This window comes from Antarctobacter sp. (assembly GCF_965277915.1).
In the GTDB taxonomy this organism is placed as follows: domain Bacteria; phylum Pseudomonadota; class Alphaproteobacteria; order Rhodobacterales; family Rhodobacteraceae; genus Antarctobacter.
On record NZ_OZ255849.1, the window covers coordinates 3,016,221 to 3,042,237 of the forward strand.

The 26,017-nt window shown below is 64.7% G+C and carries 25 protein-coding genes and 1 pseudogene; 6 read left to right on the forward strand and 20 right to left on the reverse strand.

The genetic code is table 11. The features are described from left to right. Positions 1 to 59 precede the first annotated feature (59 nt). On the reverse strand, positions 60 to 869 hold the full coding sequence (locus ACQY5B_RS15545; RefSeq protein WP_420324562.1) for an inositol monophosphatase family protein: 810 nt from the start codon (positions 867 to 869) through the stop codon (positions 60 to 62). Between the two features lie 49 nt (positions 870 to 918). Beyond that, positions 919 to 1,293 carry a helix-turn-helix domain-containing protein gene (locus ACQY5B_RS15550; RefSeq protein WP_420324561.1) on the reverse strand — a complete coding sequence of 125 codons (375 nt, stop codon included), beginning with the start codon at positions 1,291 to 1,293 and terminating at the stop codon, positions 919 to 921. Positions 1,294 to 1,584: 291 nt separating this feature from the next. On the opposite strand from ACQY5B_RS15550, the gene ACQY5B_RS15555 reads away from it, so the two are divergent. Then, entirely contained in the window at positions 1,585 to 2,553 is a 969-nt protein-coding gene (locus ACQY5B_RS15555) for an NADPH:quinone oxidoreductase family protein (protein WP_420324560.1), read from the forward strand. A gap of 59 nt (positions 2,554 to 2,612) precedes the next feature. Here ACQY5B_RS15555 and ACQY5B_RS15560 read toward each other — a convergent pair whose 3' ends face one another. Together ACQY5B_RS15560 and ACQY5B_RS15565 are read right to left on the reverse strand one after the other, a co-directional pair. Then, a complete protein-coding gene (locus ACQY5B_RS15560; protein WP_420324559.1) occupies positions 2,613 to 4,571 on the reverse strand; it encodes a TonB-dependent receptor domain-containing protein in 1,959 nt (652 codons plus the stop codon). Positions 4,572 to 4,739: 168 nt separating this feature from the next. Continuing rightward, complete coding sequence (locus ACQY5B_RS15565; RefSeq protein WP_420324558.1) at positions 4,740 to 5,714, reverse strand: Gfo/Idh/MocA family protein; 975 nt, start codon at positions 5,712 to 5,714, stop codon at positions 4,740 to 4,742. A gap of 124 nt (positions 5,715 to 5,838) precedes the next feature. Here ACQY5B_RS15565 and ACQY5B_RS15570 point away from each other — a divergent pair, with 124 nt between their 5' ends. Then, positions 5,839 to 6,918 carry a leucine-rich repeat domain-containing protein gene (locus tag ACQY5B_RS15570; RefSeq protein ID WP_420324557.1) on the forward strand — a complete coding sequence of 360 codons (1,080 nt, stop codon included), beginning with the start codon at positions 5,839 to 5,841 and terminating at the stop codon, positions 6,916 to 6,918. Between the two features lie 77 nt (positions 6,919 to 6,995). On the opposite strand, the gene rpoH is transcribed toward ACQY5B_RS15570, so the two are convergent. After that, positions 6,996 to 7,892 carry an RNA polymerase sigma factor RpoH gene (rpoH, locus tag ACQY5B_RS15575; protein ID WP_305970687.1) on the reverse strand — a complete coding sequence of 299 codons (897 nt, stop codon included), beginning with the start codon at positions 7,890 to 7,892 and terminating at the stop codon, positions 6,996 to 6,998. 283 nt (positions 7,893 to 8,175) lie between these two features. Between rpoH and ACQY5B_RS15580 the strand changes: the two genes are divergently transcribed. Then, on the forward strand, positions 8,176 to 8,817 hold the full coding sequence (locus ACQY5B_RS15580; protein WP_420324556.1) for a DUF4386 domain-containing protein: 642 nt from the start codon (positions 8,176 to 8,178) through the stop codon (positions 8,815 to 8,817). Here the strand turns inward: ACQY5B_RS15580 and ACQY5B_RS15585 are convergent. After that, positions 8,801 to 9,826 (reverse strand): RluA family pseudouridine synthase, encoded by a 1,026-nt coding sequence (locus ACQY5B_RS15585; RefSeq protein WP_420324555.1) that lies wholly within the window; start codon positions 9,824 to 9,826, stop codon positions 8,801 to 8,803. The genes ACQY5B_RS15580 and ACQY5B_RS15585 overlap by 17 nt on opposite strands. Here ACQY5B_RS15585 and ACQY5B_RS15590 point away from each other — a divergent pair. Then, entirely contained in the window at positions 9,825 to 10,136 is a 312-nt protein-coding gene (locus tag ACQY5B_RS15590; protein WP_420324554.1) for a DUF6476 family protein, read from the forward strand. The genes ACQY5B_RS15585 and ACQY5B_RS15590 overlap by 2 nt on opposite strands. Before the next feature lie 53 nt (positions 10,137 to 10,189). On the opposite strand, the gene ACQY5B_RS15595 is transcribed toward ACQY5B_RS15590, so the two are convergent. Together ACQY5B_RS15595 and ACQY5B_RS15600 are read right to left on the reverse strand one after the other, a co-directional pair. Beyond that, a complete protein-coding gene (locus ACQY5B_RS15595) occupies positions 10,190 to 11,587 on the reverse strand; it encodes a pyridoxal phosphate-dependent decarboxylase family protein (protein WP_420328638.1) in 1,398 nt (465 codons plus the stop codon). A 54-nt stretch (positions 11,588 to 11,641) separates the two neighbouring features. Further along, a pseudogene (locus ACQY5B_RS15600) lies at positions 11,642 to 11,874 on the reverse strand (VOC family protein); the annotation flags it as partial. 422 nt (positions 11,875 to 12,296) lie between these two features. Between ACQY5B_RS15600 and hpaR the strand changes: the two are divergent. Both hpaR and hisD (ACQY5B_RS15610) read left to right on the forward strand, forming a co-directional pair. After that, positions 12,297 to 12,773 carry a homoprotocatechuate degradation operon regulator HpaR gene (gene hpaR / locus ACQY5B_RS15605; protein ID WP_420324553.1) on the forward strand — a complete coding sequence of 159 codons (477 nt, stop codon included), beginning with the start codon at positions 12,297 to 12,299 and terminating at the stop codon, positions 12,771 to 12,773. 129 nt (positions 12,774 to 12,902) lie between these two features. Further along, a complete protein-coding gene (gene hisD, locus ACQY5B_RS15610) occupies positions 12,903 to 14,225 on the forward strand; it encodes a histidinol dehydrogenase (protein WP_420324552.1) in 1,323 nt (440 codons plus the stop codon). Here the strand turns inward: hisD (ACQY5B_RS15610) and ACQY5B_RS15615 are convergent. The 12 genes from ACQY5B_RS15615 to ACQY5B_RS15670 all read right to left on the reverse strand — a co-directional run bounded on the left by ACQY5B_RS15615 (position 14,207) and on the right by ACQY5B_RS15670 (position 26,014). Then, positions 14,207 to 15,553 (reverse strand): amidase, encoded by a 1,347-nt coding sequence (locus ACQY5B_RS15615; RefSeq protein ID WP_420324551.1) that lies wholly within the window; start codon positions 15,551 to 15,553, stop codon positions 14,207 to 14,209. The two genes, hisD (ACQY5B_RS15610) and ACQY5B_RS15615, sit on opposite strands and share 19 nt — an antisense overlap. Before the next feature lies 1 nt (position 15,554). After that, complete coding sequence (locus ACQY5B_RS15620; RefSeq protein ID WP_420324550.1) at positions 15,555 to 16,250, reverse strand: RraA family protein; 696 nt, start codon at positions 16,248 to 16,250, stop codon at positions 15,555 to 15,557. After that, a complete protein-coding gene (locus ACQY5B_RS15625; RefSeq protein WP_420324549.1) occupies positions 16,243 to 16,944 on the reverse strand; it encodes an alpha/beta fold hydrolase in 702 nt (233 codons plus the stop codon). The genes ACQY5B_RS15620 and ACQY5B_RS15625 overlap by 8 nt, the downstream gene beginning before the upstream one ends. Further along, positions 16,941 to 18,062, reverse strand: coding sequence for a cobalamin-independent methionine synthase II family protein (locus ACQY5B_RS15630; RefSeq protein WP_420324548.1), 1,122 nt, complete (start codon positions 18,060 to 18,062; stop codon positions 16,941 to 16,943). Before ACQY5B_RS15630 ends, ACQY5B_RS15625 begins: the two co-directional genes overlap by 4 nt. 93 nt (positions 18,063 to 18,155) lie before the next feature. Next, on the reverse strand, positions 18,156 to 19,121 hold the full coding sequence (locus tag ACQY5B_RS15635; protein WP_420324547.1) for a cupin domain-containing protein: 966 nt from the start codon (positions 19,119 to 19,121) through the stop codon (positions 18,156 to 18,158). Positions 19,122 to 19,338: 217 nt separating this feature from the next. Then, complete coding sequence (locus tag ACQY5B_RS15640) at positions 19,339 to 20,349, reverse strand: nuclear transport factor 2 family protein (RefSeq protein WP_305970698.1); 1,011 nt, start codon at positions 20,347 to 20,349, stop codon at positions 19,339 to 19,341. Beyond that, the gene (locus ACQY5B_RS15645) at positions 20,346 to 21,368 is read right to left on the reverse strand and encodes a nuclear transport factor 2 family protein (protein ID WP_420324546.1); all 1,023 of its coding nucleotides are present in this window, start codon (positions 21,366 to 21,368) and stop codon (positions 20,346 to 20,348) included. Before ACQY5B_RS15645 ends, ACQY5B_RS15640 begins: the two co-directional genes overlap by 4 nt. Next, positions 21,369 to 22,385, reverse strand: coding sequence for a LacI family DNA-binding transcriptional regulator (locus ACQY5B_RS15650; RefSeq protein ID WP_420324545.1), 1,017 nt, complete (start codon positions 22,383 to 22,385; stop codon positions 21,369 to 21,371). Then, positions 22,385 to 23,140: an SDR family NAD(P)-dependent oxidoreductase gene (locus ACQY5B_RS15655; RefSeq protein WP_420324544.1), complete on the reverse strand. Its 756-nt coding sequence runs from the start codon at positions 23,138 to 23,140 to the stop codon at positions 22,385 to 22,387. The genes ACQY5B_RS15650 and ACQY5B_RS15655 overlap by 1 nt, the downstream gene beginning before the upstream one ends. Then, positions 23,137 to 24,468, reverse strand: coding sequence for a histidinol dehydrogenase (gene hisD / locus ACQY5B_RS15660; RefSeq protein ID WP_420324543.1), 1,332 nt, complete (start codon positions 24,466 to 24,468; stop codon positions 23,137 to 23,139). Before hisD (ACQY5B_RS15660) ends, ACQY5B_RS15655 begins: the two co-directional genes overlap by 4 nt. Then, complete coding sequence (locus ACQY5B_RS15665) at positions 24,465 to 24,962, reverse strand: ester cyclase (RefSeq protein ID WP_371931796.1); 498 nt, start codon at positions 24,960 to 24,962, stop codon at positions 24,465 to 24,467. The genes hisD (ACQY5B_RS15660) and ACQY5B_RS15665 overlap by 4 nt, the downstream gene beginning before the upstream one ends. Continuing rightward, the gene (locus ACQY5B_RS15670) at positions 24,959 to 26,014 is read right to left on the reverse strand and encodes an ABC transporter ATP-binding protein (protein ID WP_420324542.1); all 1,056 of its coding nucleotides are present in this window, start codon (positions 26,012 to 26,014) and stop codon (positions 24,959 to 24,961) included. The genes ACQY5B_RS15665 and ACQY5B_RS15670 overlap by 4 nt, the downstream gene beginning before the upstream one ends. Positions 26,015 to 26,017: the final 3 nt, after the last annotated feature.

Genomic DNA, 26,017 nt, shown 5'->3' on the forward strand with positions numbered 1-26,017 from the left:
TGAGAGACAGGGTGCGGCACGCCAGAAAAGGGAAGGACACGTGATCGCCCAGCCGCACATTAGCCCGCGTTGCGCAGCAGGTCCAGCGCGGCGGCGTGCAGTTCGGGCGTCGCGGCGGCAAGAGCGCGGCCACCGTCATGCACCGGTCCCCCCTCCCAGTTCGTGACGATCCCGCCCGCCGCCTCGATCACGGCGATCGGGGCCTGGATGTCATAGGCCTGGAGGCCCGCCTCGATGACCAGGTCGATCTGGCCTGCCGCCAACAGCGCGTAGGCGTAGCAATCCATGCCATAGCGCACCAGTCGCGTCCGGGCGGCGACGCGTTCGAACCCGGCGCGATCTTCGGGCGTGCCGACCTCGGGGAAGGTGGTGAAGAGAACCGCCTCATCGATGGCCTGCGTGCCGCGCACGCCCAACGGACCCGCGCCATGCGGTCCGGTGAAGTCCGAGCGCGACAGTCCGCCGCGGAATCGTTCCTGCGTGTAAGGCTGGGCGATGATGCCGTAGACCGGGCCCGAGTCATCGCGGACAGAAATCAGCACCCCCCAGGTCGGGGTTCCGGCCAGAAAAGCGCGTGTGCCATCTATGGGATCAAGGACCCAAGTGAAACCGGAGGTGCCGGTCTGCGTGCCGTATTCCTCACCCAGGATTGCGTCGCCGGGTCGGCGGTCGGCCAGGACCGCACGCATGGCCTGCTCGGCGGCACGGTCGGCTGCGGTCACCGGGTCGAACCCGGAGCCCGCGTCCTTGTTTTCGGCTGTCAGGCCGCGCTGGCGGAAAAAGGGCAGGATCGCCTTGCCTGCCGCGTCGGCCAAAGCCTCCGCCGTTTCGATCAGTTCTTGAGCTAGCTCTAACGAGATCCGGTCCATGCGCCCCTCCTGCAACCCTTGTGCGGGCTACAGCAGCGGCGCAAGGGGCTCAAGCCACGTCGGACAGAACCCGCGCCAGTTCGAAAAGACGGCGGCGCTGGTTTTCCGGGATCGCGTAGTAGGAGCGAACCCGGTCCAGGGCTTCCTTGTCGCCCATGATGTCTGCGGGCACGGATTCCGCAGCCCCCTCTTCGGCGGCACTCTCGTTTTCGATGCCTTCGAAGAAAAAGCTGACCGGCACGTCCAATGCCTCGGCGATATCCCAGAGCCGCGAGGCGCTGACGCGGTTCGCGCCGGTCTCGTACTTCTGGATCTGCTGGAACTTGATGCCAACGCATTCAGCCAGTTGCTGCTGCGTCATGCCGACGAGCCAGCGACGGTGCCTGATGCGTTTGCCGACATGAACGTCAACGGGGTGCGCCATCTGTGTCTTCCTGTACTATGGGTGTGACCAGATGAGCCGGGACCGTACCCCAAATCCCCCAGAACCAGCATCATCCTACACGCTATAATCAAACGTGGTACATCATAACCATGTTCAAAATCAAGTCGCATGACCACCTACTGATGGTGCGCAGCGGGGAAAAACACGACAAAGTTGAACTTGACCGGAAAGCATTCGGTTACACTCTGTTTTAGCTTGACCACGGGCACAGGCACTTTGCCTTGGACGCAAACTCGGCTAGGCATTTGAAAACCCTATGCAGAGGATGGTATGCGCGCCTTTTTCCTGACCGATCACGACACGCCGGCCCGCCTGAGCGAGATAGCCGTGCCCGACCCGGCGGAGGGTCAAATCCGCCTTCGAATCGCGGCCTGCGGACTGAACTTCGCGGATCTTCTCATGCAGAAAGGCACCTATCAGGACACGCCGCCCCTGCCTTTCGTGCTGGGGATGGAGGTTGCGGGAATCGTGGATGCAACGGGACCCGGGGTCGAAGGATTCTCCGAGGGGGACCGAGTCGCGGTCTTCGGCGGCCAAGGCGGGCTTGCGGACTACGGCTGTTTTTCGGCCTCGCGCGCGGTCAAGCTGCCCGACAGGATGGGATGGACCGATGCCGCCGGTTTCCAGATCGCCTATGGCACCAGTCACCTGGCGTTGAACCACCGGGCACGCCTGCAACCCGGTGAGACGCTGCTGGTGCTGGGCGCCGCGGGGGGCGTCGGGCTAACCGCGGTCGAAATCGGCAAGCTGATGGGCGCCCGTGTCGTGGCCTGCGCCCGCGGCGCTGACAAGCTGGCGGCGGCGCAATCTGCCGGGGCCGATCACCTGATCGACGCCGAGACCGGCGACATCCGCGCCGAGATGAAGGCGCTTGGCGGGGCCGACGTTGTCTATGATCCGGTGGGCGGCGAGCAGTTCACCGCCGCCTTCCGCTCCTGCAACCCCGAGGGCCGCCTGCTGAGCATCGGATTCGCAAGTGGGGACGTGCCGCAGATCAAGGCCAATCACCTGATGGTCAAGAACCTCTCTGTCATGGGTCTGTACTGGGGCGGCTACCTGGCCTTCCGGCCAGAGGTGCTGACCGGATCGCTGGCGCAGCTCATGGCCTGGCATGGCGAGGGTCGGTTGAAACCGCATATCAGCCACGTCCTTCCGCTGGAGCAGGCCGCCGAAGGGATGGAATTGCTGCGCAGCCGCAAATCGACCGGCAAGGTGGTCATCAGCATCGCCGATCTCTGACGCCCGGCGTTTTGCAACAAATGAGAGGGCGGCCCTGCTCACCGGCCGCCCTCCCGGCCTCAGAACCGCAGGCTTGCGGTGAGGGAAACCGTCCGGCCCGGCTCGTTCAGGGGCACGACGTTGCCAAGGCCAAGGCCGTCGGCGCTGCGGCTGGCATAGGTCTGGTCAAAGAGGTTCTCGACGTCCAGCCGCACCTCCAGCCCCTCGACGCTTTTCGGCTTGTAGGCCGTATAGACGTTCACCACCTCGTAGGCCGGCAGGGTGACTGACCCCAGATCGTTTTCCAGCGCGATTTCGGCATTGCCACCAACGCGCCACTCTGACGTGACGTCGTACCCGGCCTCAAGCCCGATCAGATGCCCCACCGGCCGGCCGAAGTAATAGGCGGTCGACCCGATCGGTGCGCCATCCAACTCGACATCGGCGAAGGTGTAGTTCACCCGCGCAAAGCCTCGCGCCCCGGTATACCCCACCGACCCGTCGAAGCCCTGCGAGGTCAGGTCCGCCAGCGTGCCCCGTGCCCCGCCCGAGGGCAAAACCGCCGCGATGTCGCGGATCTCGGTGTGAAAGACCGCGCCGCTGATCGCCCAGGGACCGCTTTCGTAGCGCAGGCCAAGGCGCGCGGTGTCCGACCGCGACGAGGCAAAGCCGGTATAGTCCCAGTCGCCGCCAAAGTTGATCAGCGCCGCCTCGCCCAGTTCGAACCCGCCCCAGCTGGAGGCAAGACCGGCGTTCAGCGACAGCGTATCGGACAGCGTTACGTCAACTGCCCCGTTGATGCTCAGGCCGTTTTCCTCGAACCGCGCCCCGTTCGCGCCCTTGAATTCCTGGTGATCAAGGCGCGCGCCGTAGGAGACCGACAGGCGGTCGCTGAGATCCTGCCGCGCCTGCGCAAACAGGCCGATGCTGGACAGCGTCTCTTCGCCCGAGGAGCCGAAGGCACCCGGGCCGAGGCCCCGGCCCTCGGCGGTTTCATGGAAGAAGTCCAGCCCCGCGGTCAGGGTGCCGTTGCCCAATTGCCATTCGTTGCGGGCGATGCCGCTGAGGCTGGTGTTCAGCCCCCAGACGCCGGATGCGTCAATTTCCTGCTCGTTGTAACTGAGCTGAAGGAACGGCGCGAACCAGCCCTGCGGCGCCTCGTCCTGGTAGGTCAGCGTGTAGGAGGTTCGCCGCGACAGCCCCTCGACAAAGACGCTGGGCCGCCCGACGACCTCGGCGAAGTCGGGACGGGTAAAGAGAATCCCGCCAGGACCGGCCTGGGCCGACCGGCGGCCGGTGTCCTCGGTGTCCGAGGCCGAGAAGGACAGACGTTTGCCGCTGTCCGAGGTAAAGGCGAACTTGAAAACGTAGGCCGACAGGTCCGCCTCTGTCCCAGCCACGGTCTTGCCGTCGCCGTCCTTGTAGTCGTCACCGGTCTGACGGGTGCCGCTGAGCAACCATTCAAAGCCTTCCTCCTGCCCGAACAGGGTCAGCGAGCGCCGAAAGCCCTGCCCGTTGCTGCTGCCGCGCAGCGTGGTCAGCCCGCCCATGCGTTCGCCCGGCTCCAGGAAGTCGCGCGCGTCCATGGTGGTATAGGCCAGCCCGCCGGCCAGGGCATTCGGCCCGGCATCGGCGGGGGCGATGCCCTCGCTGACCTCGACCGATTTCAGCAATGCCGGGTCAAAGAGGATGTTGCCGGTATGGTGAAAGGCCGACTTGTTCTGCCGCGCGCCGTCGATGGTGACAGACAGCAGGCTTTCCTCGATCCCGTTGACGAAGACCTTTTGCGCGATGGCCGCGCCACCGCTGACGGCGACCGAGGATTCGCCCCGGAACACATCGGCGACCGAGGCGGGGTTGCGCTGCTCCAGCTGTTCCTCGTCGATCTTGTGGTTGCCCAGCAGCGTCTGGGCGGATTCGGAGATGATCCGAAGCGTGCCCAGAAAGACCGGGTCCGTATCCTGCGCGGCAGAAGGTGTTGCAAAAGAAAAAAGGCAAGTGCCCAGCAGCAAGGCGCCGCGGCCAGTCGGTCCGGTCATGTTGTCCCCTCGGATCGTGATGTGCGAGCGGCTGGATGACCTTCAGGGACAGGCTGTCTGGCGTGCTATCTTGTTTCCCGGGCAAGTAGTCGACAAAAAGAGTCAAGTCAAGGAGGCCCGGTGCACGGTCCGTGCTGGCCCCTGCCCCGGGCGTGTTGGCAAATTCGATCAACCGCGCTCTTTGGCCCAGACCATGTCGATCATCGCCTGGGTCCCGCGCGAGAACTCCAGCGGACAGGGATAATGCACCTTGTCCAGAATGCTGGTGTTGAAGGACTCGACCTGGTGGACGTAGTGGTTGTCCGCAGGAAAGCGGTGGACCGTCTCGACCAGATCCCTGGACTGCACGATGACACGCGCCTCACCGTAGACCTGGGCATTGAAAGGCGCGGTCAGCTTCATCACGCCCTCTTCGCCGTGAAAAACCACCTCTTGCCAGGGCGCCATCCGCATCGAGACCACGCCGGTATAATGGAACGACGGGAAGCGCGCGGTGATATGGGTCCAGACGTCCACGCCGTTCTCACGCTCGACCACGGCCGAGAGGATCTCTTCCGGTTCTTCGCCGGTCACGAAGCGCGTCGCGCCGTAGATATAGACGCCGATGTCCGGCACCGCGCCGCCGCCGGTGTCGGGCCGGTTGCGGATGTTCTGACCGTCGCTGCGGTTGTCGTAGGAAAAGGCCGCCGAGACACGCACCAGCTTGCCGATTGCCCCCTCCTGGTACAGTTGGCTCGCCTTTTGCCACTGGGGGTGGTGCACGATCATGAAGGCCTCTGCAGCCAAGAGACCGGTCTCATCGCGCTTGGCGATCACGGGGTCGAAGTCTGCCGCCGTCATCGCAAACGGCTTTTCAGCCAACACATGCTTGCCGGCATCCAGCGCCTTGAGCGCCCATTCGACGTGCATGTGGTTGGGCAGCGGGACATAGACGGCGTCGATCTCGGGATCGGCCAGCAGCGCGTCATAATTGTCATGCACGGCCAGGCCCGGTGCCAGTGCCGCAAAGGGCGCGGCCTTGTCGGGCGAGGAGGTCGCCAGTGCCGCAAGCCGGCCGCGGCGGCCCATGTGAATTGCCGGCCCCATGTGTTCGCGCGCGAATTTCGCCGCGCCCAGAATGCCCCAGCGAACGTGATCGGTCATGTCTCTCTCCCAGATTTGTTAGCGCCAAACCTATCCCAAGCGGAGGGGACTGAAAACGCCGCATTGACCTCTGGCGGCGGCCAAGGCATCCGATCTGAAATCGCCGATTGTTGAGGGCCCGACCATGCTGCGTAAACTTTTCATTGCCCTGTCCATCGTCGCGGGCAGCGTCGCCGGAACCGCCGGGGCGCAGGATTGCCTGCCCATTGGCGACAGTTGCATTTCGCCCGAGGACAGGCGGATCGTCCTTGGTCCGGCGGAACTGGTCGAACTGCCGAAACTGGCCGGAGCCACATGGGTTCAGTCGCTGGAACTGGCCGGCAATGGCGATCCCGCCCTGGTCGTCGATCTGGCCGCGCTGAACGTGCTGAAAGACCTTGGCCACCTACGGGTTCAGGACCTGCCCGGCGCGCGCTGGGACGATCTGGACCTGCCCGCGCTGCAGGCCCTGAGGCTGCAGGACAACGACATCACCGATTTCACCTTTCTCGACGGGCTGCCTGCGCTCAGGGCGCTCTGGCTGAAAGACTCCCACGGTCTGTCGGACCTGCCCCGGGCGACGTTGGGCCGGGTCGAGAACCTGCGCCTGAACGGTCCGGACCTGCACGACATTCGTGCTGACGGTGCGATGACCAACCTAAAGATCCTGGGTTTCAACGATGTGTCCCTGCCCGACCTCTCGGGCCTTGGCCCGACCCCGGCGCTGGAACTGCTCAACATCGAGGGCGAGGACATCACCAGCCTCGATGGGCTGATCGTCGGTCCCGCCTTCCGCGAGCTATGGGCCGAAGGCGCCAGCCTGACGGACATTTCGGCCCTGGCTCCGGCGGAAAACCTGGAGATGCTCCGGGGAAAGAACAGCCGGATCGGGGATATTTCCGCCCTCGCGGGCAAGACAAAGCTGCAAACACTGTTCCTGACTGGCAGTCAGGTCAGTGACCTTTCGCCTCTTGCCGGCTTGCAATCACTGCAATTGCTCAGCTTTTCGGACACGCCCGTGACCGACATTTCCGCCCTGTCCAACCTGCCCGAGCTCGTCGCCATCTACATGAACGTGACGCAGGTCACGGATTTCACGCCGCTTCTGGACACGCCGACGGACATCATGCTGCGGATCAACAGCGACCGCATCCTGATGAGCAGCAAATTGCCCGGCTTCATCGCCGAGGAAGGCTGGAAGCGCGGCCCGCTCTACGAGGAATGATCCCTAAACAGGGCCGCTGACATGAAAAAGGCGGGGCATGGCCCCGCCTTTCGCGTTCAACGGAGGGAGGGGCCCCGTCAGAGGGCCGAAAGCATCCCCTGTTCCTTGGCAAGATCGCGCATCCGCTTTTGCAGTTTCTCGAAAGCGCGGACCTCGATCTGGCGAATGCGCTCGCGCGACACGTCGTACTGGCCGGAAAGCTCTTCAAGCGTGACCGCCGATTCCGCCAGCCTGCGCTGGGTCAGGATGTCCTTTTCCCGGTCGTTCAGGACGTCCATCGCCTCTGCCAGAAGGGCGCGGCGCGCCTCCAGCTCGTCGCGTTCGGCGTAATCCTCGGCCTGGTCGGCATCCTCGTCCTCCAGCCAGTCCTGCCACTGCATGGTGCCTTCGCCCTCGGACCCCACGGTGGCGTTCAGAGAGGCATCGCCGCCCGACAGGCGCCGGTTCATGCTGATCACCTCGTCCTCGGTCACGCCAAGGTCGGTGGCGATCTTCTCGACATGTTCGGGGCGCAGGTCACCGTCTTCCAGTGCGCCGATGCGGCTTTTGGCCTTGCGCAGGTTGAAGAACAGCTTTTTCTGAGCGCTGGTGGTGCCCAGTTTCACAAGGCTCCAGGACCGCAGGATGTATTCCTGGATCGAGGCACGGATCCACCACATCGCGTAGGTCGCAAGGCGGAACCCCTTTTCCGGGTCAAAGCGCTTCACGGCCTGCATCAGGCCCACGTTGGCCTCTGAAATCACCTCGGCCTGCGGCAGGCCGTAGCCGCGATACCCCATGGCGATCTTGGCCGCCAGGCGCAGGTGCGAGGTGACCATCTTGTGCGCGGCCTCGGTGTCCTCGTTTTCGACCCAGCGCTTGGCCAGCATGTACTCCTCTTCCGGCTCCAGAAGCGGGAACTTCCGGATTTCCTGGAGGTAGCGGCTCAGACCCGCCTCCGGCGAGGGCGCCGGGAGATTTGCATAGTTCGACATCTTATCTGTTCCCTCCGTTCGGACCCGCATGTTACGGGCTTTAACATCAGGTAGGAACCTGAACCGAACAGTTCAAGTCCCGTATCCGTTGGTGTTGGTGCAGTTAAGCTCGATAGGTGACGGCGTCATCCTTTATGTCATAGCGTCACAGAGACGTGCTCGGTTCCCGATGAATTGAAACATATACGTTTACGCATGATTATAGTGCATATTTTGCGAATAATCAATTTTATTCGCATGGGATAAGAGGGCGCATTCGCCCATCGCCAAGAAGGACGCCGCCATGCAAGCCCTCGCTCCCTCACCTGTTCATGTCCGCACAGCCGGTGCGCTCTACCTCGTCATCATCCTCTGCGGCCTGACCGCAGAAATCGCCCTGCGTGGACCTTTGCTTGCCGGTGCGCCGGCAGAGATCGCCGGGGCCATCTCCGCGAACCTGCCGCAGTTCCGGCTGAGCCTTCTGGCGGATGTCGTCATGCTGCTGGCGGATATCGCGCTGGCGCTGCTGTTCTTCGCCCTGCTGCGCGACAGGGCCGAGGGGCTGGCCCGCGCCGCGATGGTCTTTCGCCTGGGGCAGGCGGTGCTGATCGGCGCCAGCCTGATCGCCCTTGCCAGCGCCCCTGCCCTGCTGGCCGACCTGCCGCGCATGGCCGTACACATGACCGACATGCATGCCCTGGGCTATGATATCGGGCTGATCCTCTTCGGTGTGAACAGTCTTTTGATGGCGCGCCTGCTGTACCTGGGGGCCACGCCCCGGATCATCGCGCATGGCATTGCGGCGGCGGGGCTTGTCTATCTCACCGGCAGCCTACTGCGTCTGACCGCGCCCTTGCTGTCAGAGGCCTTTCAGCCCGCCTACCTTGTCTGCATCCTGGCCGAAAGCGCGCTCTGCCTCTGGCTCCTGATCACGGGGCGGCTCTGAGCGCGGCCAGTAGGCCCGCCATGTCCTCCGGCAGTTCGCTGTGGAACATCAGCGCCTCGCCGGTCACCGGATGGTCGAACCCCAGTTCCGCCGCATGCAGCGCCTGCCGGTCAAAGCCCTTCGCAAGGTCAAATGCCGTGCCCAGCGCCTTCTCCGACAGTTTCCGCCGCCCGCCGTAGACCGGGTCACCAATCAGCGCATGGCCCGCATGGGCCATATGCACGCGGATCTGGTGCGTGCGCCCGGTTTCCAGCCGGCATTCCACAAGGCTGACGCAGGGCGGAGTGCCAAACCGCTCCAGCAGCTTCACATGGGTGATCGAGTGCCGCCCCTGCCCGTCGAAATAGACCGCCTGCCGCTGGCGGTCGGTCTTGTGCCGCGCCAGCCCGCTGGTGATGGTCACGCCGCCTTCAGCCCCGACGGAAACGCCCCGCGTGTTCAACAGGCGCGGATCGGCCAGGTCCGGCACCCCGTGGGCCAGCGCCACATAGGCACGGCGAACGGTATGTTTCTCGAATTGCGCGGCCAGGCCGTGATGCGCCCGATCGGACTTTGCCACAACCAGCAAGCCGCTGGTATCCTTGTCGATCCGGTGCACGATGCCGGGCCGCTTTTCACCTCCCACGCCGGACAACGCCCCACCGAAATGATGCAGCAGCGCATTCACAAGCGTCCCGTCCGGGGATCCGGGCGCGGGGTGCACCACCATGCCGGCGGGCTTGTCCACGACGATCAGGTCTTCATCTTCCCAGATAACCGTCAGCGGAATGTCCTGGGCGACAACGTCATACTCCTGCGCCTCGGGCACAGTGATCTCGATCTCGTCGCCCTCGGCGACCCGTGCCTTGGGGTTGGTCACGGTAACCCCGCCACAGCTGACCGCGCCCTCGGCGATCAACCGGCCCAACCGCGTGCGCGACAGGGACGCCGCCTCTGGCACATCCCGCGCCAGCGCCTTATCAAGACGCACCGGCGGATCCGCCGAAATCACGATACGAAGGATGGTCATGGCCTCTCCCGATCCCGAAGACGATCTGCCCGAACCGCCCTCCCTGCGCTTCCTGCGCATTCTGGTCACGGTTCTGACGGCGGTGATGATTGCCGGGATCATCGGGATCCTCGGCTTGATCTGGAACCGCTATAGCAACGCGCGCGCGCCGCTGCCAGAGGTCATCACGTTGCCCGACGACACCACGGCCAGCGCCTACACGCAGGGAACGGACTGGTACGCGGTGGTCACCGCCGACGACCGCATCCTGATCTTCGACCGCGCCACCGGCAAACTGCGTCAGGAAATGCAGATCGAACCGGCAGAGTGACAGACCGCAGCCGGGGTTGCCCGATTGGATTCAGCTCATGAAATCCGTTGCCATCATGTCCTGCCCCCAGCCAGTTCCCGGATGACCGTGCCGGCCAGCATCACGTCGTCCCGGGTGCAGTCGAACTGACCCACCTGAAAGCGGATCACCTTTCGACCCGCGTGCATGCCCTGCGTGACATAGATCCGCCCGTCCGCATTGATCGCATCCACAAGCGCCTGTTGCGCCTCATCATCGCCCGGCCCACGGAAAGTGAACAGCGACAGGATCGGCTCCGTCACGATCTCGAATCCGTCCCGCCGCAACTCCTCGCAAAGCTCGCCGGCCCAGGTCACATGGTTCCGGATCCGGCTCCGCAGCCCTTCCAGCCCGTAGTAGCGGATCAGGAACCACAGCTTCAGCGCCCGGAACCGCCGGCCCAGCGGGATCGTCCACTCCGAGTAGTTCACCACCTCCGAACCAGAAGTCTTGAGATACTCCGGCTCGATCTTCAGCGTGTCGATCTGGCTCTTCGGGTCCTTCAGGAACTGCACCGAGCAATCGAACTGCGCGCCCAGCCACTTGTGCGGGTTGAAGACGATGCTGTCGCAGCCGTCCACCCCCGCCCAGAACTGCGCCCGCAACTCCGGGCAGATCATCGCCGACCCGGCCCAGGCCGCATCCAGATGCAGGTACAGCCCCTCGTCCCGCGCGATCTGCACCAGATCCGGAAAACGATCCCATGCGCCGACCCCGGTGGCCCCGGTCACGGCGATGATCCCGGCAGGCACATGGCCGGCGGCCCGGTCCTCTGCGATGCGCGCGCACAGGGCATCCGCGTCCACAGCGAATTCCGGTGCGCCCCGCGTCGGCAGCTTCACCAGGTTCTCCTGACCGATCCCCGCCACCCAGCAGGCCCGATCGATTGAACTGTGCACCTGGTCCGAACAATAGATCCGCAATCGCCCCTTCGCCGACAGCCCTTCGCGGTTCCCGGTCCACCCGGTCGCCCTTTCGCGCATGGTCAGCACCGCCGACAGGGTCGCCGACGAGGCGGAATCCTGGATCACCCCAGAGAACCCCTGCGGCAATCCCAACGCCTGGCGCAGCCAGTCGATCATGACGCCTTCCATCTCGGTCGCCACCGGAGAGGTCTGCCACAACATGCATTGCGGGGCGAGCACGCTCACCAGCATCTCCGCCAGCATGGACACCGGCGCCGCGTTGGCCGGGAAATAGGCAAAGAAGCGCGGGTGCTGCCAATGGGTCAGCCCCTCGGGCACGATGCGCTCGAAATCCTCCCAGATCGCGCCCATCTCCTCGCCAGCTTCGGGCGGGACCGAGGCCAGCCGCGCCGCAAAACGCCCCGGTGCCATCGCCGGTCGCACCGGCCGTTCCCGCAGTCCCTTGTGATACCCCGCGCCGAATTCCGCCGCCTTCGCCCCCCAGGCCGCAAACTCATCCCAGTCCATCGCTGTCTCTCCACTCACCTGCGGCCCGTGTTTCTTTGGACCCAAAATACCTCCGGGGAAGCCCCGAAGGGTTTGGCGCTGCGGCCCCTTCAGATCCCAGCGGGCGGGCTCCATTCCCGGATCGACAGTCTGAATGTCGGAACAACAGATCTCGATCCAGTCCCCTTCCGGACCACGGACAAACAAGAACAAGCATTTGAAATCCCGTGCCGCCGCAGCCCGCGCTCGATTTTGTCGAGATAGCCGGTGGTCGATATCAGGTCCAGCAGGTCGATGACGTTCAGAGGCATCGCCCCCAAGGTCATCCCGGCGCGCTCATGATCCTCCTCCGAGACAGTCTTGCAGGCCACGGAAGGCACGTCCGCCACCTCCGCCTTGCGTGCGGCCATGCAGTGATGACCGCCTACGACATGACTCAACTCCACGATGTTGAACGGCGGGCAATGGTTCTGTCCAGGGCTCCTGTGCACCCCATTCGCAAAGCTGACGCCGACGGTGTCCGCGCCGAAATCCAAAGACCATTCACCACAACCGCGAGCGGAAAAACGCTGGTAGCCGGCATGACCGCGTGCGGGACGCCGCAGAGCGCTTGTATGCTGGCCAGCATCTCAAGACCCGGCGAATGCTCTCGCTTCAGATGCGGCAGGCTGTGCCCTCTTTCGCCACTTGGTTTGTGAATCGTTAATCTGACTGGCAACAGGAGGCTTCGATGACCCGATCCAGAGACGAATTTCCGTTGTCAGAAACGCAACGCACTTTGCCCATCGCGCTCTTGCGGGCCCGCGAGGCGGTGATGGAACGATTTCGACCGATGCTACGCGACATCGACGTGACAGAGCAGCAATGGCGCGTGCTGACCGTCGTACGGGAAGCCGAGGAGATCGACGCCACGCAATTGGCCCGCGCCGCCTGCGTCCTGGCGCCATCCCTGACGCGGACCCTCAAGTCGCTGGAGTCACGCGGCCTGATCACCCAGGGGCGGGACAGGAATGACCGGCGGCGCACACTGGTCCGCATGACCGAAGCAGGCGACGCGCTGCTGCACCAAGCCGGGGTGGTCAGTGCCCGGATCTACGCCGACATCGAGGCGAAGCTGAGCGCGGAGCGGATTGCGCAGCTTCTTGACGCGCTGGAACGCTTGACCGAAGACCTGAGGACGCAGGAAAACGCCCGGTCCGGCGACTGACCGAGTCACTGCCCGCTCACGACAGCCCACCCGGCCCGCCTCAGGCGGAGCGAGTCACGCGAGCTGCAAGACGAGGATGAATACGTTTGCAAATACTCCGGATGCCCTTAGTATACGCCCGCATAGACCATGCTCCTGAACACGAAAGGACAGACTGTGCCAACCTCGCAACCTCCGGTCGCTGGCGTCACCTGGCTCCGCGCACCGAGGCTTTCTTCCGAAAGCGGAACATCGGATATTCAACAAACTGTTTCAACAATATTATCAGAAGTTAAAGGCAAAGGGGACGCCGCTGTCGCCGACTTCGCCGCCCGGTTCGACAAAAGCAACCTGACCACCTTCGAAGCCACCGACGCAGAGCGGGCAGCCGCTCTGAAAGCCCTCGGCTCACAGACCCGTGCGGATACGGAATTCGCAATTGCAAACGTAACCAAATTTGCTGAGGCGCAGCTTGCCACGATGCTGCCGCTCGAGGTCGAAATCCGCGACGGCGTGCACCTGGGCCACCGCATCATCCCGCTGGAACGGGTGGGCTGCTATGTGCCCGGCGGGAGATACCCGTTGCTCTCGGCCCCGGTGATGACCATCGTTCCCGCCAAGGTCGCCGGCGTGGATGAGATCATCGCCTGCCTGCCCCCCAACGCCCACCCGGCCATGATCGCCGGATGCCACCTGTCGGGGGCGGACCGGATCTTTCGCATCGGCGGCGCGCAGGCAATCGCCGCCATGGCCTATGGCACCGAGACGGTTCCTGCGGTCAACAAGATCGTCGGCCCTGGCAACGCCTTCGTCAACGAGGCCAAGCGCCAGGTTTTTGGCCCTGTCGGCATCGACCAGCTGGCCGGCCCGTCCGAGATCTACACGCTGGCTGACAGCACCGGCGACGCGGCGATGATCGCCACCGATCTGCTGGCACAGGCCGAGCATGACGTGCGCACCCGTGTCGGCCTGATCACCACCGATGCCAAGCTGGCCGAGAGAGTCGAAGCCGAGGTGACCCGGCAGTTGGAAGAGCTGGAAACGGCAGAGACCGCACGGCAAGCCTGGGACGACTACGGCGAAATCGCCGTCTGCGCGAATGAAGCCGCGATGATCGCCTATTCCGATTACATTGCCGCCGAACATCTGCAGGTCCACACCGCCGACCCAAAGGAATTTGCGCTGAAACTGCGCAACTACGGCTCTCTCTTCATCGGTGAACTGGCAAGCGTGGTCTATTCCGACAAGTGCTGCGGCACCAACCACACGCTGCCAACCATGGCCGCCGGGCGCTATACCGGCGGGCTCTGGGTCGGCGCCTATGTCAAGGTGGCGACGCACCAATGGATGGAGCCCGAGGGCGTCCGGCAGGTGGCCCCGCCCGCAGTCCGCCAGAGCGCCAGCGAGGGGCTGGACGGCCATCGCCGCGCCGCGCAGTTGCGGCTTGAGCGACTTCAGGCCAGCGGCGGCTGAAGAACGGAGTGATCGGTCGCCGCCTCGAAGGCGGCGCCGATCCGCAGGATGGTATTCTCGCCGCCTTTCGGTCCGACGATCTGCAGGCCCAGCGGCAAGCCATCGACGAAGCCCATCGGCACCGACAGGGCCGGATGGCCGGTCATGTTGAAGGGGATCGTGCGCATTGCCGTCCAGACGGGCTTGCCCGCCGCAAAGGCGGCAAAGAGCGGCGCCGGGGCCAGCGTGGTCGGCAGGAGCAGCGCGGCGTGCTGCGCAAACAGTGCATCCAGCGCCTCTGTCAGCGGTTTCACACAGGCACGCGCCTCGGCAAGCCTCTCGGCTGCCACCTGTTTGCCACTGCGCAGGCTGGCGCGCGCCATGTCGCCAATGGCCGCCGGGTCGGCCTCGACCGTTGCGCCAAGCGCCGCCCATCCTTCGGCAAGCAGGATATCGGATCCCGCGGCCTCGACCGGGGCGTAGTCCGGCAGGTCAATCGGCGTGATCCGTGCACCACAAAGGCTAAGCGCCGAGGCGGCCTCATCCAGCATCGGCAAGAGCGCCGGATGCGCCGCCGCATCCTCGGCCCAGCCACGGCCATAGGCCAGCGACATCCCGTCGATGCCGCCCCCCTGCCACTCTTCCCCGGTCAGGGCCGCAAAGGCCAGCGCCGCATCGCCGACGCTGCGCGCCAGCGGGCCGACGCAATCGAGCGAGGGGGAGAGCGGCATCACGCCCTCGCGTGAGACGGCATCATAGGTGGACTTCAACCCGACCACCCCGCAATATGCGGAGGGGCTGCGCACCGATCCGCCAGTGTCCGTGCCCAATGCAATGCGCACCAGCCCCACCGCCACCGCTGCCGCCGACCCAGAGGAGGATCCGCCCGTGATATGAGCGGCATTCCAGGGATTGACCGGAGCACGCCCTAGGGCCGTGCCATCCGGACCGACGGTCGCCATTTCGTAGGTCGCCACGACACCCAACGGGACCGCCCCCGCATTCAGCAATACCGTGACGGCCGGAGCGCTTGCAGGGGCAATCCGCCCCGCCTGCGCGCGTGATCCCCATCGGATCGGCCAGCCCGCCACATCAATTATGTCCTTGACCGCAAAGGGGATGCCGTGCAGCGGCCCCCGATCCCTGCCCTCTGCCAACTCCCTATCCGCAGCCTCTGCCGTGGCCAACGCCTCGGCCTCGGCCACATGGGTGAAGGCGCCGATCACACCGTCGCGGCTGGCGATACGATCCAGATGCGCACGGGTCAGCGCCACGGAGGTCAGTCCGCCGTCGCGCAGGGCGGCGCCGGCCTCGGCAATGCTCAGGTCGCAGGGGTTGGTCGCAAACACGTCAGGTCCGGGCTTTCTCGAATGCGGCCCAGGCCGCCTCGAACTTGGCGAAATCGAAGCCCTGTTCCCGAGCAGGCCCAAGCACAAGGGTTTCGGTGCTCTGCATCTTTTCGATCGCCGCGCCGATCCGTGTGACGATATCCGCCGGGATCACCAGAGCGCCATGCCGGTCCGCATGGACCAGATCACCGGGGTTTACTGTCAGCCCGAAAACCTCGACCGGGGTTCCCAACTCCGTCACATGCACGAACCCATGGCTTGGCCCGATGGATCCCGCCACCACCGGAAAGCCCGGCGCAAGGTCCCCCAGGTCGCGCATCACGCCGTTGGTCAGCGCGCCAGATACACCGAATCCCTTGTGGACGGTCGTGTTGACCTCACCCCAGTAGGCGCCGATGCAGTGCGGATAGTCGATGTCCTCGACCACCGCGACCGAGGGTTTCGGCCCTTCGGCCATAGCCTTGTAATAGGCCATGCGGCGCGCGCGGATCACGTCAGCCGGTTCCGTCGGCGGGGCGAGGGCCGAGATCTTCGCCGTCACCGCGTAGCCCACCATCGCGCCACCCTCGGGATCAGAACACAGCATCGTGCCACGGGTGAAGCCGTCGAAGCCGCGCTTGCCCTGGGCAACTTCGATGGCGTTGCAGACGGTTGGCGTGTCGACGCCGCGCAAGAGCGTCAGAAGGGTGTCATCCATCACATCTCTCCAGCCAGGCCGCCAGGGCGGCGCCGGTTTCTTCGGGTTGTTCCAGGGTGGGCAGATGCCCCGCGTCTTCGATCACGCGCAGGGTGCTGCCCGCGATTAGGTCATGCATCAGCTTGTGCCGCGCGACAGGGCACAGGGCATCGTCACGCCCGCAGAGCACCAGAGCAGGGCCGTCATAGGCGCGCAGCGTCTCCTGCTGGTCGGGACGCCCGGCCAGCGCGCGGGACTGGTTGAGAAAGACCTCCGCCCCCAGCGACAGCGCCATATCCATGCACAGATCCAGGATCTCGGACCGATGCGGTCCATCGGTGAGGTAATTCGGCTTCATCTCGTCGCGCATCACCGCGTCCAGCCGCCCTTCGCGCACCTTGTCCATCTGCGGCACGCGGCGGGCGCGCACCTCTTCCAGTTCCGCCTTGGGGTTGGTGTCGAGCAGCGCCAGCCCAACCACCCGGTCAGGCGCCTGCCGCAGGACCTCCATCGCGACGATGCCCCCCATGCTGAGACCCGCCAGCGCAAAGCGCGGCGGGGCATGGGCCAGCACCTCGGCCGCCAGGTCCGACATGGTGTCATGCGCACCGATCGGTGCACATTGAACCGTTCGCCGACCCGACAGCGCGGCGATCTGCGGCGCAAAGAGCCGCGCGTCGCACATCATGCCCGGCAGCAGGACAAGCGGGGTCATGAGACGCGCTTCGCCCCCTCGGACAGGGCCGAGAGCTTGGCATATGCGATGTCGGGATCGACCGCGCCAAAGCCCGCGAAGGTGCCAAAGCCGCAATCGGACCCGGCAATCACACGGTCGGCGCCGACGATATCGACAAAGCGCTGGATGCGCTGCGCCACAAGGTCGGGATGTTCGACGAAGTTGGTGGTCGTGTCGACGACGCCGGGCACCAGCACCTTTCCTTCGGGGATGTCTGCCTTGCGGTCGCGGAACACGGTCCATTCGTGGCCGTGGCGGGGGTTCGAGGTCTCGAACAGGACGTATCGCGCCTTCGCCGACATCAGTGTGTCGAACATCTGCGCCATCGGAATGTCGCAGACATGCGGCCCCTCGTAGTTGCCCCAGCAGATATGAATGCGCACCTTGTCCTCTGGCACATCCGACAGAGCGTGGTTCAGCGCCTCGACATGGGCAGCGGCCACCTTGACGAATTCCGCGTCGCTCAGATCGTTGAAAAGCATGTGCCGCGACAGCGCGAGGTCGGGACAGTCCAGCTGCAGGTCAAGGCCCGAGGCGACGATGGTTTCGTATTCCGCCTTCATCGCATCGGCCAGCGCGGCGAGGTAGGCCTCGCGCGTCTTGTAAAAGTCGTTCTGCAGGAACAGAGAGATCACCCCGGGCGAAGCCGCGTTCATGAACCCCCGCTCCACCCCGTGCGCGGCCATCGCGGCCCGAAGGTTTGCGATGTCCTTTTCCAACTCTCCCTGCCCTTTCGATTTCACCTCTCCGACGCACATCGGGCGCGCATATTGCGGCGTGCCGCCATCGTCGGCGATGCGCTTGAGGAAAGAGGGAAACAGCTTCAGGTCGGCGGGCGCATTGCGCGGGCTGTCACCGTCGAAACCGGTGTAGCGGTCCTTGACGTAGGTCGCATAGCTGATCTTCGAGGTCTCGCCGTCGGAAACGATGTCGATCCCTGCGTCGGCCTGCTTGCGCACGGTCTCGCTCACCGCCTCTGTCATGGCGGCATCGAAGGCACCGGCGTCGTAGTCCTGCCCTTTTTCGCGGGCAAAGATGAAATCCACCACCTTTTGGGTACGCGGCAAAGACCCGACGTGCGTTGTCTGGATGGGCATAGTGCTGGCTCCTTCCGTCCCGGGCCTGGTCCGGGACCTCATGGTTCGAAAGAGAAGCCCCGGGTCAGGCCCGGGGCCGGTCCGTGCGGTGGCTCACCCCTTCCAGGTCTGGCCGGCCGGATCCTCGGTGGCGATCACCTTGTACATCGCGGCCTCGCCGGTCATCGAAGGCACGGCGGAATGCGCAAGATTCTCGGGCACGCTCATGGTGTCGCCCGGCGCCAGGATGGCGCTGCCGCCCTCCCAGTCGACGCGCCAATGTCCCTTGACCGGCATCAGGACCGAGGGTTTGTCATGCGCGTGTTTTTCCGTGGCGGCATTGGCTCGGGTCAGGAAATCGACCTCGAACCCCGGCTTGTCGCGGATGATGCCGGTTTCGCCAATCACCTTGACGGCCCCGTCATTGGCCAGGGCCACCATGTCGAGATAGCGCCGGACGTAACCGCCGATCACCTGCGCCGTGGTCGGGCAATCTACCTTGGCCAGCTCCTCCTTTGTCAGAAGCGGCATCGGTTTGACGCCCTCGGGCAGGCTCTCGCCCTTCTTGCTGTCGTAGAGCTTGCCGTTCTCGCCCAGGATCAGCCCGTGATCCTTGGCATCCTCGATCACATGCGGCGCCCAGATCACGCCGCCACCGGCGTCGTCGCCGCCGAGGATCGCCATGATCATCCCGTAGTCGGTGCCGATGTTCTCGAACCCGCGGAAGATATTGGTGGGGATGTTGAAGATATCCCCTTCTTCAAGGATCACCTCGCCGGCATCGCCTTTTTCCCCCCAGAAGAAGCGCCAGCGCCCGGAAAGGATGAAGAACACCTCTGCCGTGCGATGGTTGTGCATCGAGTTGCGGCACTTCGGCGGCTGCCCCGCCGCGCCTATGTTGAACCCGTGCGGGATGGTGATGTGGACGTGCTGGTCTGGCGACTCGGAGACGCCGCCGCCGATGATGGTAAAGTTTTCCTTCTGATCAGAGCCGGGCGTATGGGCGTCGATGAAGGCGGTCTTGCAGGGTTGAAGTTCGCCGTAGCGAACGATGCGCGCGGCCATGTCTTGCGGTGTCATGTGGGTCTTCCTCTGGTTGCCGCGCAATGTCAGGCGCGGCGGGTTGAACAAATCCGGTGAGATCTGTTCAGCGCCCCCGGCGGGCGGTTGTTCAACCGCCGCGCGCGGCGGCTGGCCAGGAACCCGTGCAGGGGCCGCAGACGGTGCGCCAGGGCGATCATGTCCCGCGCCTTGGGTCCGGCCCCCGACAGACACCCCTCATATGAAGGGACGGCCGTCATCCCGCCTCTGCCAGCGGTGCAGCTCGGCAGGTCACGTCGCCGGTGTGAAGGTGGATCTGTTTCCAGATCGCCACCTCGTCGATCAGGGTGAATTCGCGGCGCAGGCCCCATTCGCCCCACTCGGCATGGGTGATGCCCATGACGTGCACCTCGGCCCCGGTGGGCGCCCCGAAATAGCCGTGTCCGGAATGTGTGCCGGTCAGCGACCAGCGCACGGCGGCGCGGTTGGGCGTGCCGGGGTCCGATCGGCCGATCTGGTGATGGATCTCGAATGTTGCGGTCGGAAAGGACGAGCGCAGGCGCATCCAGTCGGTTTCGGCAAAGTCATAGGACCAGCCGCCCCGCGCCCCCCAGTGCTCGGTGCGCACCGCGCGGTCGTACTCCTGCCGGATGACGGTGAAATCCTTGTCCATCATCCGGGTCAGGATGTCGGTCAGGCGCGCGCCCCATTCGTTGTCATTGCCGCGGCCGGTGTAGGGGCCCTGCACATCGTGGCTGGGATGGAAGGGGCGCTGGCAGGCATCCGGCCCGCCCTCTGTCTCGATCTGATAGCGGGCATAGTCCGCCGGGTCGTGGCCAAGCTGGCGCGCGATACCGCCGACGTCGCGGATCAGCCATTCATCGTCGATCACGTCCCCCTTGGCAGCGCAATCGGCGATGGCCCGAATGACAAAGCCGCGCCCCGTAGGCGCACCAAAGGCCCCGTGGCCGGTATGTGTGCCCATCGTCACCAGCCGGTGCGAGGACAGGTAGCGCCCCTCTTCCGGCCCTTCGGACCAGATCACGTCCTCGCCCAGCAACTGCCGGTCGGGGAACTCGGCCAGCGTGGCCAATGTCCCGTCGATGACGCCGGCATTGCCGGTCACAAGCCCCGAAGGAAAGCGCATGGGGATGTCGCGGCCATAGTAGTGGTGCAGCGTGGCCAGCCCACGGTCTTCCCAGATTTCCCTAGTGATCTTGAGAATGTAATCGGGAAGGTCGCTGAACTTGTCGGAAAACCCCTTCATTCATGTGCTCCGGTTTGCAAGAGGATCTGTTTCCAGATCGCAGTTTCGTCGATCAGGGTGAATTCGCGGCGCACCGTGGGGTCCCCCCATGTGCCGCTGCCCGCGAAGGGGCCGAATTCCGCGTGACTGATGCCCATGATGTAGACCTCGGCGCCCGTGGGCCGCCCAAAGCGGCCCCATCCGGAATGCGATCCGTGCAGGCTCCACCGGACGGCAGCGCGCGGCGGCATCAGCGGGTCCTCGCGGCCCACGATATGCTCGATCCGAAACTCTGCCGAGGGAAAGGCGGCGCGCAGGCCCATCCAGAACCGATCTGCATCGCCCCAGCCAAGGCCATCCTGCCCGCCGGGGTAATGCAGGTTCGCACCACGGTCGTAGGCACGGGGGATCACGTTCATGTCGGCGGCCATGATCGCCGAGAGCACATCGGCGTAACGCTGGCCCCATTCGTTCTCGTTGCCGCGCCTGCCATAGGGGCCGGCCACATCCGTCGCCGGGGTCATCGGCTGCACGCAGGCTTCTGGCCCGCCCTCGCGCGCGATCAGGTCACGGGTCCAGTCGATCACGTCAAAACCCATCTGGGCCACGATGGCGGACTGGTCGCGCACCAGCCATTCGTCATAGACGGCGTCGTCGCGGATCGCGCAATCGGCCAGGATGCGATAGGCCACGCGCCGCCCGGTGGGCGCGCCGTACATGCCGGGGTGGCTATGGGTGGCGGTACAGATCAGCCGGTGAGAGGACAGGAAAGCATCCGAGGTCTCGGTCGCCCCATCCGGATCCTCACACCAGATCACGTCCTCGCCCAAGAGCTCACGGTCGGGAAATTCCGCCAGCGTGGCCATCGTCGCGGCGATGACGTTGGAATTGTCCACCACGACCGAGGCCGGAGAACGCACGATCAGCCCCGGCGCATAGCGGTGCCGCAGCGAACCGATTTCCCGATCCTCCCAGATCTCCTTGGTGATGCCGATGATGAAATGCGGCACATCCTGCCATTTCGGTTCGAATCCGCGCATTCAGGTCGCTCCAATGTTCTTCGTCGAGCCGCGCAGCTTCAACTCGCCGTCCAGCGTAATGCGCTCGGGCGGTGTGTCACGGTCCTCGATCCGGCGCAGAAGGACCTTCACCGTCTGCGCGATCATGCGATTGATGGGCTGGCGGTAACTGGTCAGGTCATAGGCCGGCCAGGCGGCGATGGGCACATCGTCAAAACCCGCCACGGCCACATCGTCAGGGACGCGCAGGCCCAGCTTGAACCGGATCACGTCCATCGCGGCAAAGGCCATGTGGTCGTTGCAGACGAAAACCGCGTCGGGATAGTCGCGCCCGGCGAACATTTCCAGCGCCGCCGCCCGGGTCTGGCCGTATTCGAAGTTGCCCAGCTCGCGCGCCGACAGGGTCAGCCCCGCCTCTTCCAGCCCGTCGCGAAAGCCTGCCTCACGGTCGCGCTGCGTCGTGGCCTCTTCGAGCCCGGCGATATAGCCGATCTTCTGGTGCCCCGCGGCGGCAAAATGCGCGGCAACCGCGCGTCCGCCGAGATAGTTGTTCGTGGTCACGGAAGACATGCTCGGATCGTCCTGCTCGCGATTGAACAGGACTACCGGAATCCCGTGATCGTGGCAGCGCCGTGCCAGCACCGAGGACATCGAGACGGAGGCCAGAACGATGCCGTCCACCTGGTAATCGAGGATCTCGCGCATCACGTCCTGAACGTCGCCAACCGTGGGCGAGGACATGAAGACGAGGACGTGATAGCCCTCGTTCTGCAGCGCCACGGACAAGCGCTCGACCACTTCCGGGTAGAACTGATTTTCAAGGTAGGCGACGACCAGGCCGATGATGCGCGACCGGCCGGTGATCATGGCGCGGGCCAGGACGTTGGGCCTGTAGCCCAACTCCTCCGCCGCACGCAGCACCTTTTCCCGCGTCGCCTTGGACACGCTGGCGCCGGGTGTAAAGACCCGGCTCACCGCCGATTGGCTCACCCCGGCGCGTCGCGCCACCTGTATCGAAGTCACCCGTTCACTTGCCATCAGTCCGCCGTCCAGCCTCCGTCAATCAACATGGAGGTGCCGGTTACCAGAGCTGAGGCATCGGAGGCCAGATAAAGCACGGCCCCCATGATATCCTCGACCTCGCCCACCCGGCCCAGCTTGATCTTTTCCTCGATCCAGGCGACGCGCTCGGGGTTGTCGAAGGTGCCTTCGGTCAGCGGCGTGCGGATAAATGTGGGGCAGATCGAGTTGATGCGGATCCGCCGCGGGCCCCATTCGATGGCCATTGCCTTGATCATGCCCTCGAGGCCGTGTTTCGACGCACAATAGACTGCCCGGTCGATGCCGCCGACTTGGCCCATCTGGCTACTGATGTGGATGATCGAGCCGCCGCCCTCGGCCATGGCCTTTGCCGCCGCCACCGACAGGAAGTAGGCCCCGCGCAGGTTGACGCCCATGACCGCGTCGTAATCCGCCGGGGTCGTCTCCAGCGCCGGGCCGTGGCGGGCGAGGCCCGCGGAGTTCACCACCACGTCGAGCCGTTGCCCCGCCAGGGCCGCCTGCATCGCGTCCAGGTCGCCGACGTCCAGCGACAGCGCCTCGGCGCTCCAGCCTTCGGCCCGCATCTCGGACACGGTCTCGTTCAGTCGGTCCGTCCCGCGGGCGGCGCAGACGACATGCGCGCCGGCCTCGGCCAGCGCCACGGCGCAGGCCTGACCGATGCCCGAAGAGGCCCCCGTTACCAGAGCGCGCTTGCCGTCGAGGCGCAGCGAAGGTGTGCGCGGCAGGATCATTCCGCCGCTTCCACCAGATGCGCGGGCGCACCGTAGGGCACGTTCACCCCACCATATCGACGGACCCGGACGTTGCACTGTTCCGCATGGCCGACAAACCCTTCGAGCAGGCAGAGGCGCGAGCCATAGGCACCGATCCGGGCCGCGGCCTCGTCGGTCAAGACCTTCTGATAGCTGTGGGTCTTCAGGTACTTGCCCACCCAGAGCCCGCCGGTATATCGGCCGGCCTTCTTGGTCGGCAGCGTGTGGTTGGTACCGATCACCTTGTCGCCATTGGCCACGTTGGTGCGCGGGCCAAGGAACAGCGCGCCGTAGCAGGTCATGTGCTCGAGGAACCAGTCGTCGCGGTCGGTCATCACCTGGACGTGCTCGCTGGCGATCTCGTCAGCCATCTGCAGCATCTCGTCATAGGTATCGCAGACGATGACCTCGCCGTAGTCCTGCCAGCTGACCTTCGCGGTCTCTGCGGTGGGCAGGATCTCCAGAATGCGGTCGATCTCTGCCAGTGTCTCGCTTGCCAGTTTTTCGGAGTTGGTGATGAGAACACAGGGGCTGTTGTACCCGTGTTCTGCCTGCCCGAGCAGGTCGGTCGCGCACAATTCCGCATCGGCGGCGCTCTCGTCGGCGATTACCATCGTCTCGGTCGGCCCGGCGAAGAGGTCGATACCGACGCGCCCGAAAAGCTGGCGCTTGGCCTCGGCGACAAAGGCGTTGCCGGGGCCGACCAGCAGGTGCACCGGGGCGATGCTCTCGGTGCCCAGCGCCATCGCGCCCACCGCCTGGATGCCGCCCAGCACATAGATCTCGTCCGCGCCGCCCAGGTGCATCGCGGCGATCACGCCCGGGTTCGGTTCACCGTTGAAAGGCGGCGTGCAGGCCACGATGCGCGGCACGCACGCCACCTTGGCCGTGGCCACCGACATATGCGCCGAGGCGACCATCGGGAACTTGCCGCCGGGCACGTAGCAGCCGACCGACTGCACCGGGATGTTCTTGTGGCCAAGGATCACGCCGGGCAACGTCTCGACCTCGATATCCAGCATCGAGTCGCGCTGCGCCTGGGCAAAGTTCCTGACCTGCTCCTGCGCGAACTTGATGTCTTCGAGATCCTGCGGGCTGACCTTGGCGATGATCGCCTCGATCTCGGCCTCGGTCAGGCGATAGCTTTCACGGTCGTACTTGTCGAACTTCACCGCCAGTTCGCGCACCGCCGCGTCGCCACGCGTCTCGATGTCCTTGAGCGTAGAGGCCACGACGGACGCGGTCTTTGCGTCGTCCTCGGCACGATCCGCCTCGGGTTTGCCACGCTTGAGATAGGTGATGGTCATGTCGTTTCCTTTTCTGCACTCGGCGGCGTGAGCGTGCCGTCGTCAAAATGCTCCCAGCCTTGCCCATCGAAAACGTCCCGCCCCAGCTGGGCGAGGACAGAGGCGAAATCGACCGACACCCAATTGTCGGCGATGCGCCCCTCGGTCACCTTCCAGAAATCCATGTACGGGATCTTTACCCGCTTGCCGGTGGGCGCGATGCCCATGAAGGTCCCGGAATGGGTGCCCTCGATATGACCGAAACAGGACGCCCATTCACCTTCACAGATGAATTTCTCGGTCTTGTACTCCCGTTCGGTAAAGGCGGCGCGCAAGGGCAGCTGCCAGTTACGGCGGAAGGCGTCCAGCCCCGGTTTCGTGCCGCAACCCTGATTGCCCATCCAGCGGAAGTCCTCATGGAAATGCTGATCCATGTCGTTGGAGTTGGCGCCCAGCGCCTCTTCCATGCGGATGATGACCTGGCGCGTGGCCTCGGCCTGTTCCTCGGGGGTCATTGTTGTGCGATCCTTTCTCCGCTTGCGGTGTCGAAAAGGTGGCAGATCCCGGCCGGGATGCTGGCGTTCACCGTGTCGCCGATCTCTGCCCGGTATTCCTTGTTGGTCTTGATCGAGACGAGCGATCCGCCCAGCCGCCAGGTGATCATCGAGGCCTCGCCCAGGAGCTCGATGGAATACATCGGCGCGGAAATCTCGCCCGTGCCCTCGACGATCTCTGCATCCTCGGCGCGGAAACCGAGGGTCACATTGCCGGACGGGCCGGCAGCGAGGCCCTCGACCCGGATGCCGTCACCCTCGAAGACGCCGTTTTCCAGCCTGCCTTCAACCAGGTTCATCGCCGGGGAGCCGATGAAACTGGCAACGAAGGTATTGGCGGGGTTGTCGTAGATATCCGTGGGCGTGCCGACCTGCTGGATCTTGCCCTTGTTCATGACGACCACACGATCCGCGAGGGTCATGGCCTCGATCTGGTCATGGGTGACGTAGACGGTTGTCGTCTTCAGCTTGGACTGCAGGTTCTTGATCTGTGCCCGAGTGCTGACCCGCAGCTTGGCGTCGAGGTTCGACAGAGGCTCGTCCATCAGGAAAACCGTGGGCTTGCGCACGATGGCGCGGCCCAATGCCACGCGCTGACGTTGACCGCCAGACAGTTCGGCGGGACGGCGATCCATGAAGTCCTGCAATTCGACCATCTCGACGGCCTTCATGACCATCTCGTGATGCTGGTCCTTGGGCACCTTCCGCACCCGCAGCGGAAAGCGGATGTTCTCGTAGACGCTGAGGTTCGGGTAGAGCCCGTAGGATTGGAACACCATCGAGATGTCGCGATCCTTGGGCTCAAGGTTGTTCACCACCCGGTCGCCCAGCCAGATTTCGCCATCGGTCACCTCCTCCAGCCCGGCGATCATCCGCATGGTGGTGGATTTGCCGCAGCCCGAGGGCCCCAACAGGACAAGGAATTCCTGGTCCGCGATATCCAGATCGAAATTGTCCACGCCGACGAAGGAACCCCAGCGCTTGTTCACGTTCTTGAGTTGCAGTCTGGCCATTTG

Excerpts from the sequence above, each read along its gene's own strand:
- ACQY5B_RS15620 (WP_420324550.1), bottom strand. The coding sequence starts at position 16,250 with ATGGATGACACCCTTCTGACGCTCTTGCGCGGCGTCGACACGCCAACC.
- hisD (WP_420324543.1), bottom strand. The coding sequence starts at position 24,468 with ATGACCATCACCTATCTCAAGCGTGGCAAACCCGAGGCGGATCGTGCC.
- ACQY5B_RS15580 (WP_420324556.1), top strand. The coding sequence starts at position 8,176 with ATGCAAGCCCTCGCTCCCTCACCTGTTCATGTCCGCACAGCCGGTGCG.
- ACQY5B_RS15655 (WP_420324544.1), bottom strand. The coding sequence starts at position 23,140 with ATGATCCTGCCGCGCACACCTTCGCTGCGCCTCGACGGCAAGCGCGCT.
- ACQY5B_RS15595 (WP_420328638.1), bottom strand. The coding sequence starts at position 11,587 with ATGGACTGGGATGAGTTTGCGGCCTGGGGGGCGAAGGCGGCGGAATTC.
- ACQY5B_RS15585 (WP_420324555.1), bottom strand. The coding sequence starts at position 9,826 with ATGACCATCCTTCGTATCGTGATTTCGGCGGATCCGCCGGTGCGTCTT.
- ACQY5B_RS15565 (WP_420324558.1), bottom strand. The coding sequence starts at position 5,714 with ATGACCGATCACGTTCGCTGGGGCATTCTGGGCGCGGCGAAATTCGCG.
- ACQY5B_RS15625 (WP_420324549.1), bottom strand. The coding sequence starts at position 16,944 with ATGACCCCGCTTGTCCTGCTGCCGGGCATGATGTGCGACGCGCGGCTC.
- ACQY5B_RS15640 (WP_305970698.1), bottom strand. The coding sequence starts at position 20,349 with ATGAAGGGGTTTTCCGACAAGTTCAGCGACCTTCCCGATTACATTCTC.
- ACQY5B_RS15635 (WP_420324547.1), bottom strand. The coding sequence starts at position 19,121 with ATGACACCGCAAGACATGGCCGCGCGCATCGTTCGCTACGGCGAACTT.
- ACQY5B_RS15560 (WP_420324559.1), bottom strand. The coding sequence starts at position 4,571 with ATGACCGGACCGACTGGCCGCGGCGCCTTGCTGCTGGGCACTTGCCTT.
- ACQY5B_RS15550 (WP_420324561.1), bottom strand. The coding sequence starts at position 1,293 with ATGGCGCACCCCGTTGACGTTCATGTCGGCAAACGCATCAGGCACCGT.
- ACQY5B_RS15545 (WP_420324562.1), bottom strand. The coding sequence starts at position 869 with ATGGACCGGATCTCGTTAGAGCTAGCTCAAGAACTGATCGAAACGGCG.
- ACQY5B_RS15670 (WP_420324542.1), bottom strand. The coding sequence starts at position 26,014 with ATGGCCAGACTGCAACTCAAGAACGTGAACAAGCGCTGGGGTTCCTTC.
- rpoH (WP_305970687.1), bottom strand. The coding sequence starts at position 7,892 with ATGTCGAACTATGCAAATCTCCCGGCGCCCTCGCCGGAGGCGGGTCTG.
- ACQY5B_RS15665 (WP_371931796.1), bottom strand. The coding sequence starts at position 24,962 with ATGACCCCCGAGGAACAGGCCGAGGCCACGCGCCAGGTCATCATCCGC.
- ACQY5B_RS15650 (WP_420324545.1), bottom strand. The coding sequence starts at position 22,385 with ATGGCAAGTGAACGGGTGACTTCGATACAGGTGGCGCGACGCGCCGGG.
- ACQY5B_RS15630 (WP_420324548.1), bottom strand. The coding sequence starts at position 18,062 with ATGCCCATCCAGACAACGCACGTCGGGTCTTTGCCGCGTACCCAAAAG.
- ACQY5B_RS15590 (WP_420324554.1), top strand. The coding sequence starts at position 9,825 with ATGGCCTCTCCCGATCCCGAAGACGATCTGCCCGAACCGCCCTCCCTG.
- ACQY5B_RS15570 (WP_420324557.1), top strand. The coding sequence starts at position 5,839 with ATGCTGCGTAAACTTTTCATTGCCCTGTCCATCGTCGCGGGCAGCGTC.
- hpaR (WP_420324553.1), top strand. The coding sequence starts at position 12,297 with ATGACCCGATCCAGAGACGAATTTCCGTTGTCAGAAACGCAACGCACT.
- hisD (WP_420324552.1), top strand. The coding sequence starts at position 12,903 with ATGCTCCTGAACACGAAAGGACAGACTGTGCCAACCTCGCAACCTCCG.
- ACQY5B_RS15645 (WP_420324546.1), bottom strand. The coding sequence starts at position 21,368 with ATGCGCGGATTCGAACCGAAATGGCAGGATGTGCCGCATTTCATCATC.
- ACQY5B_RS15555 (WP_420324560.1), top strand. The coding sequence starts at position 1,585 with ATGCGCGCCTTTTTCCTGACCGATCACGACACGCCGGCCCGCCTGAGC.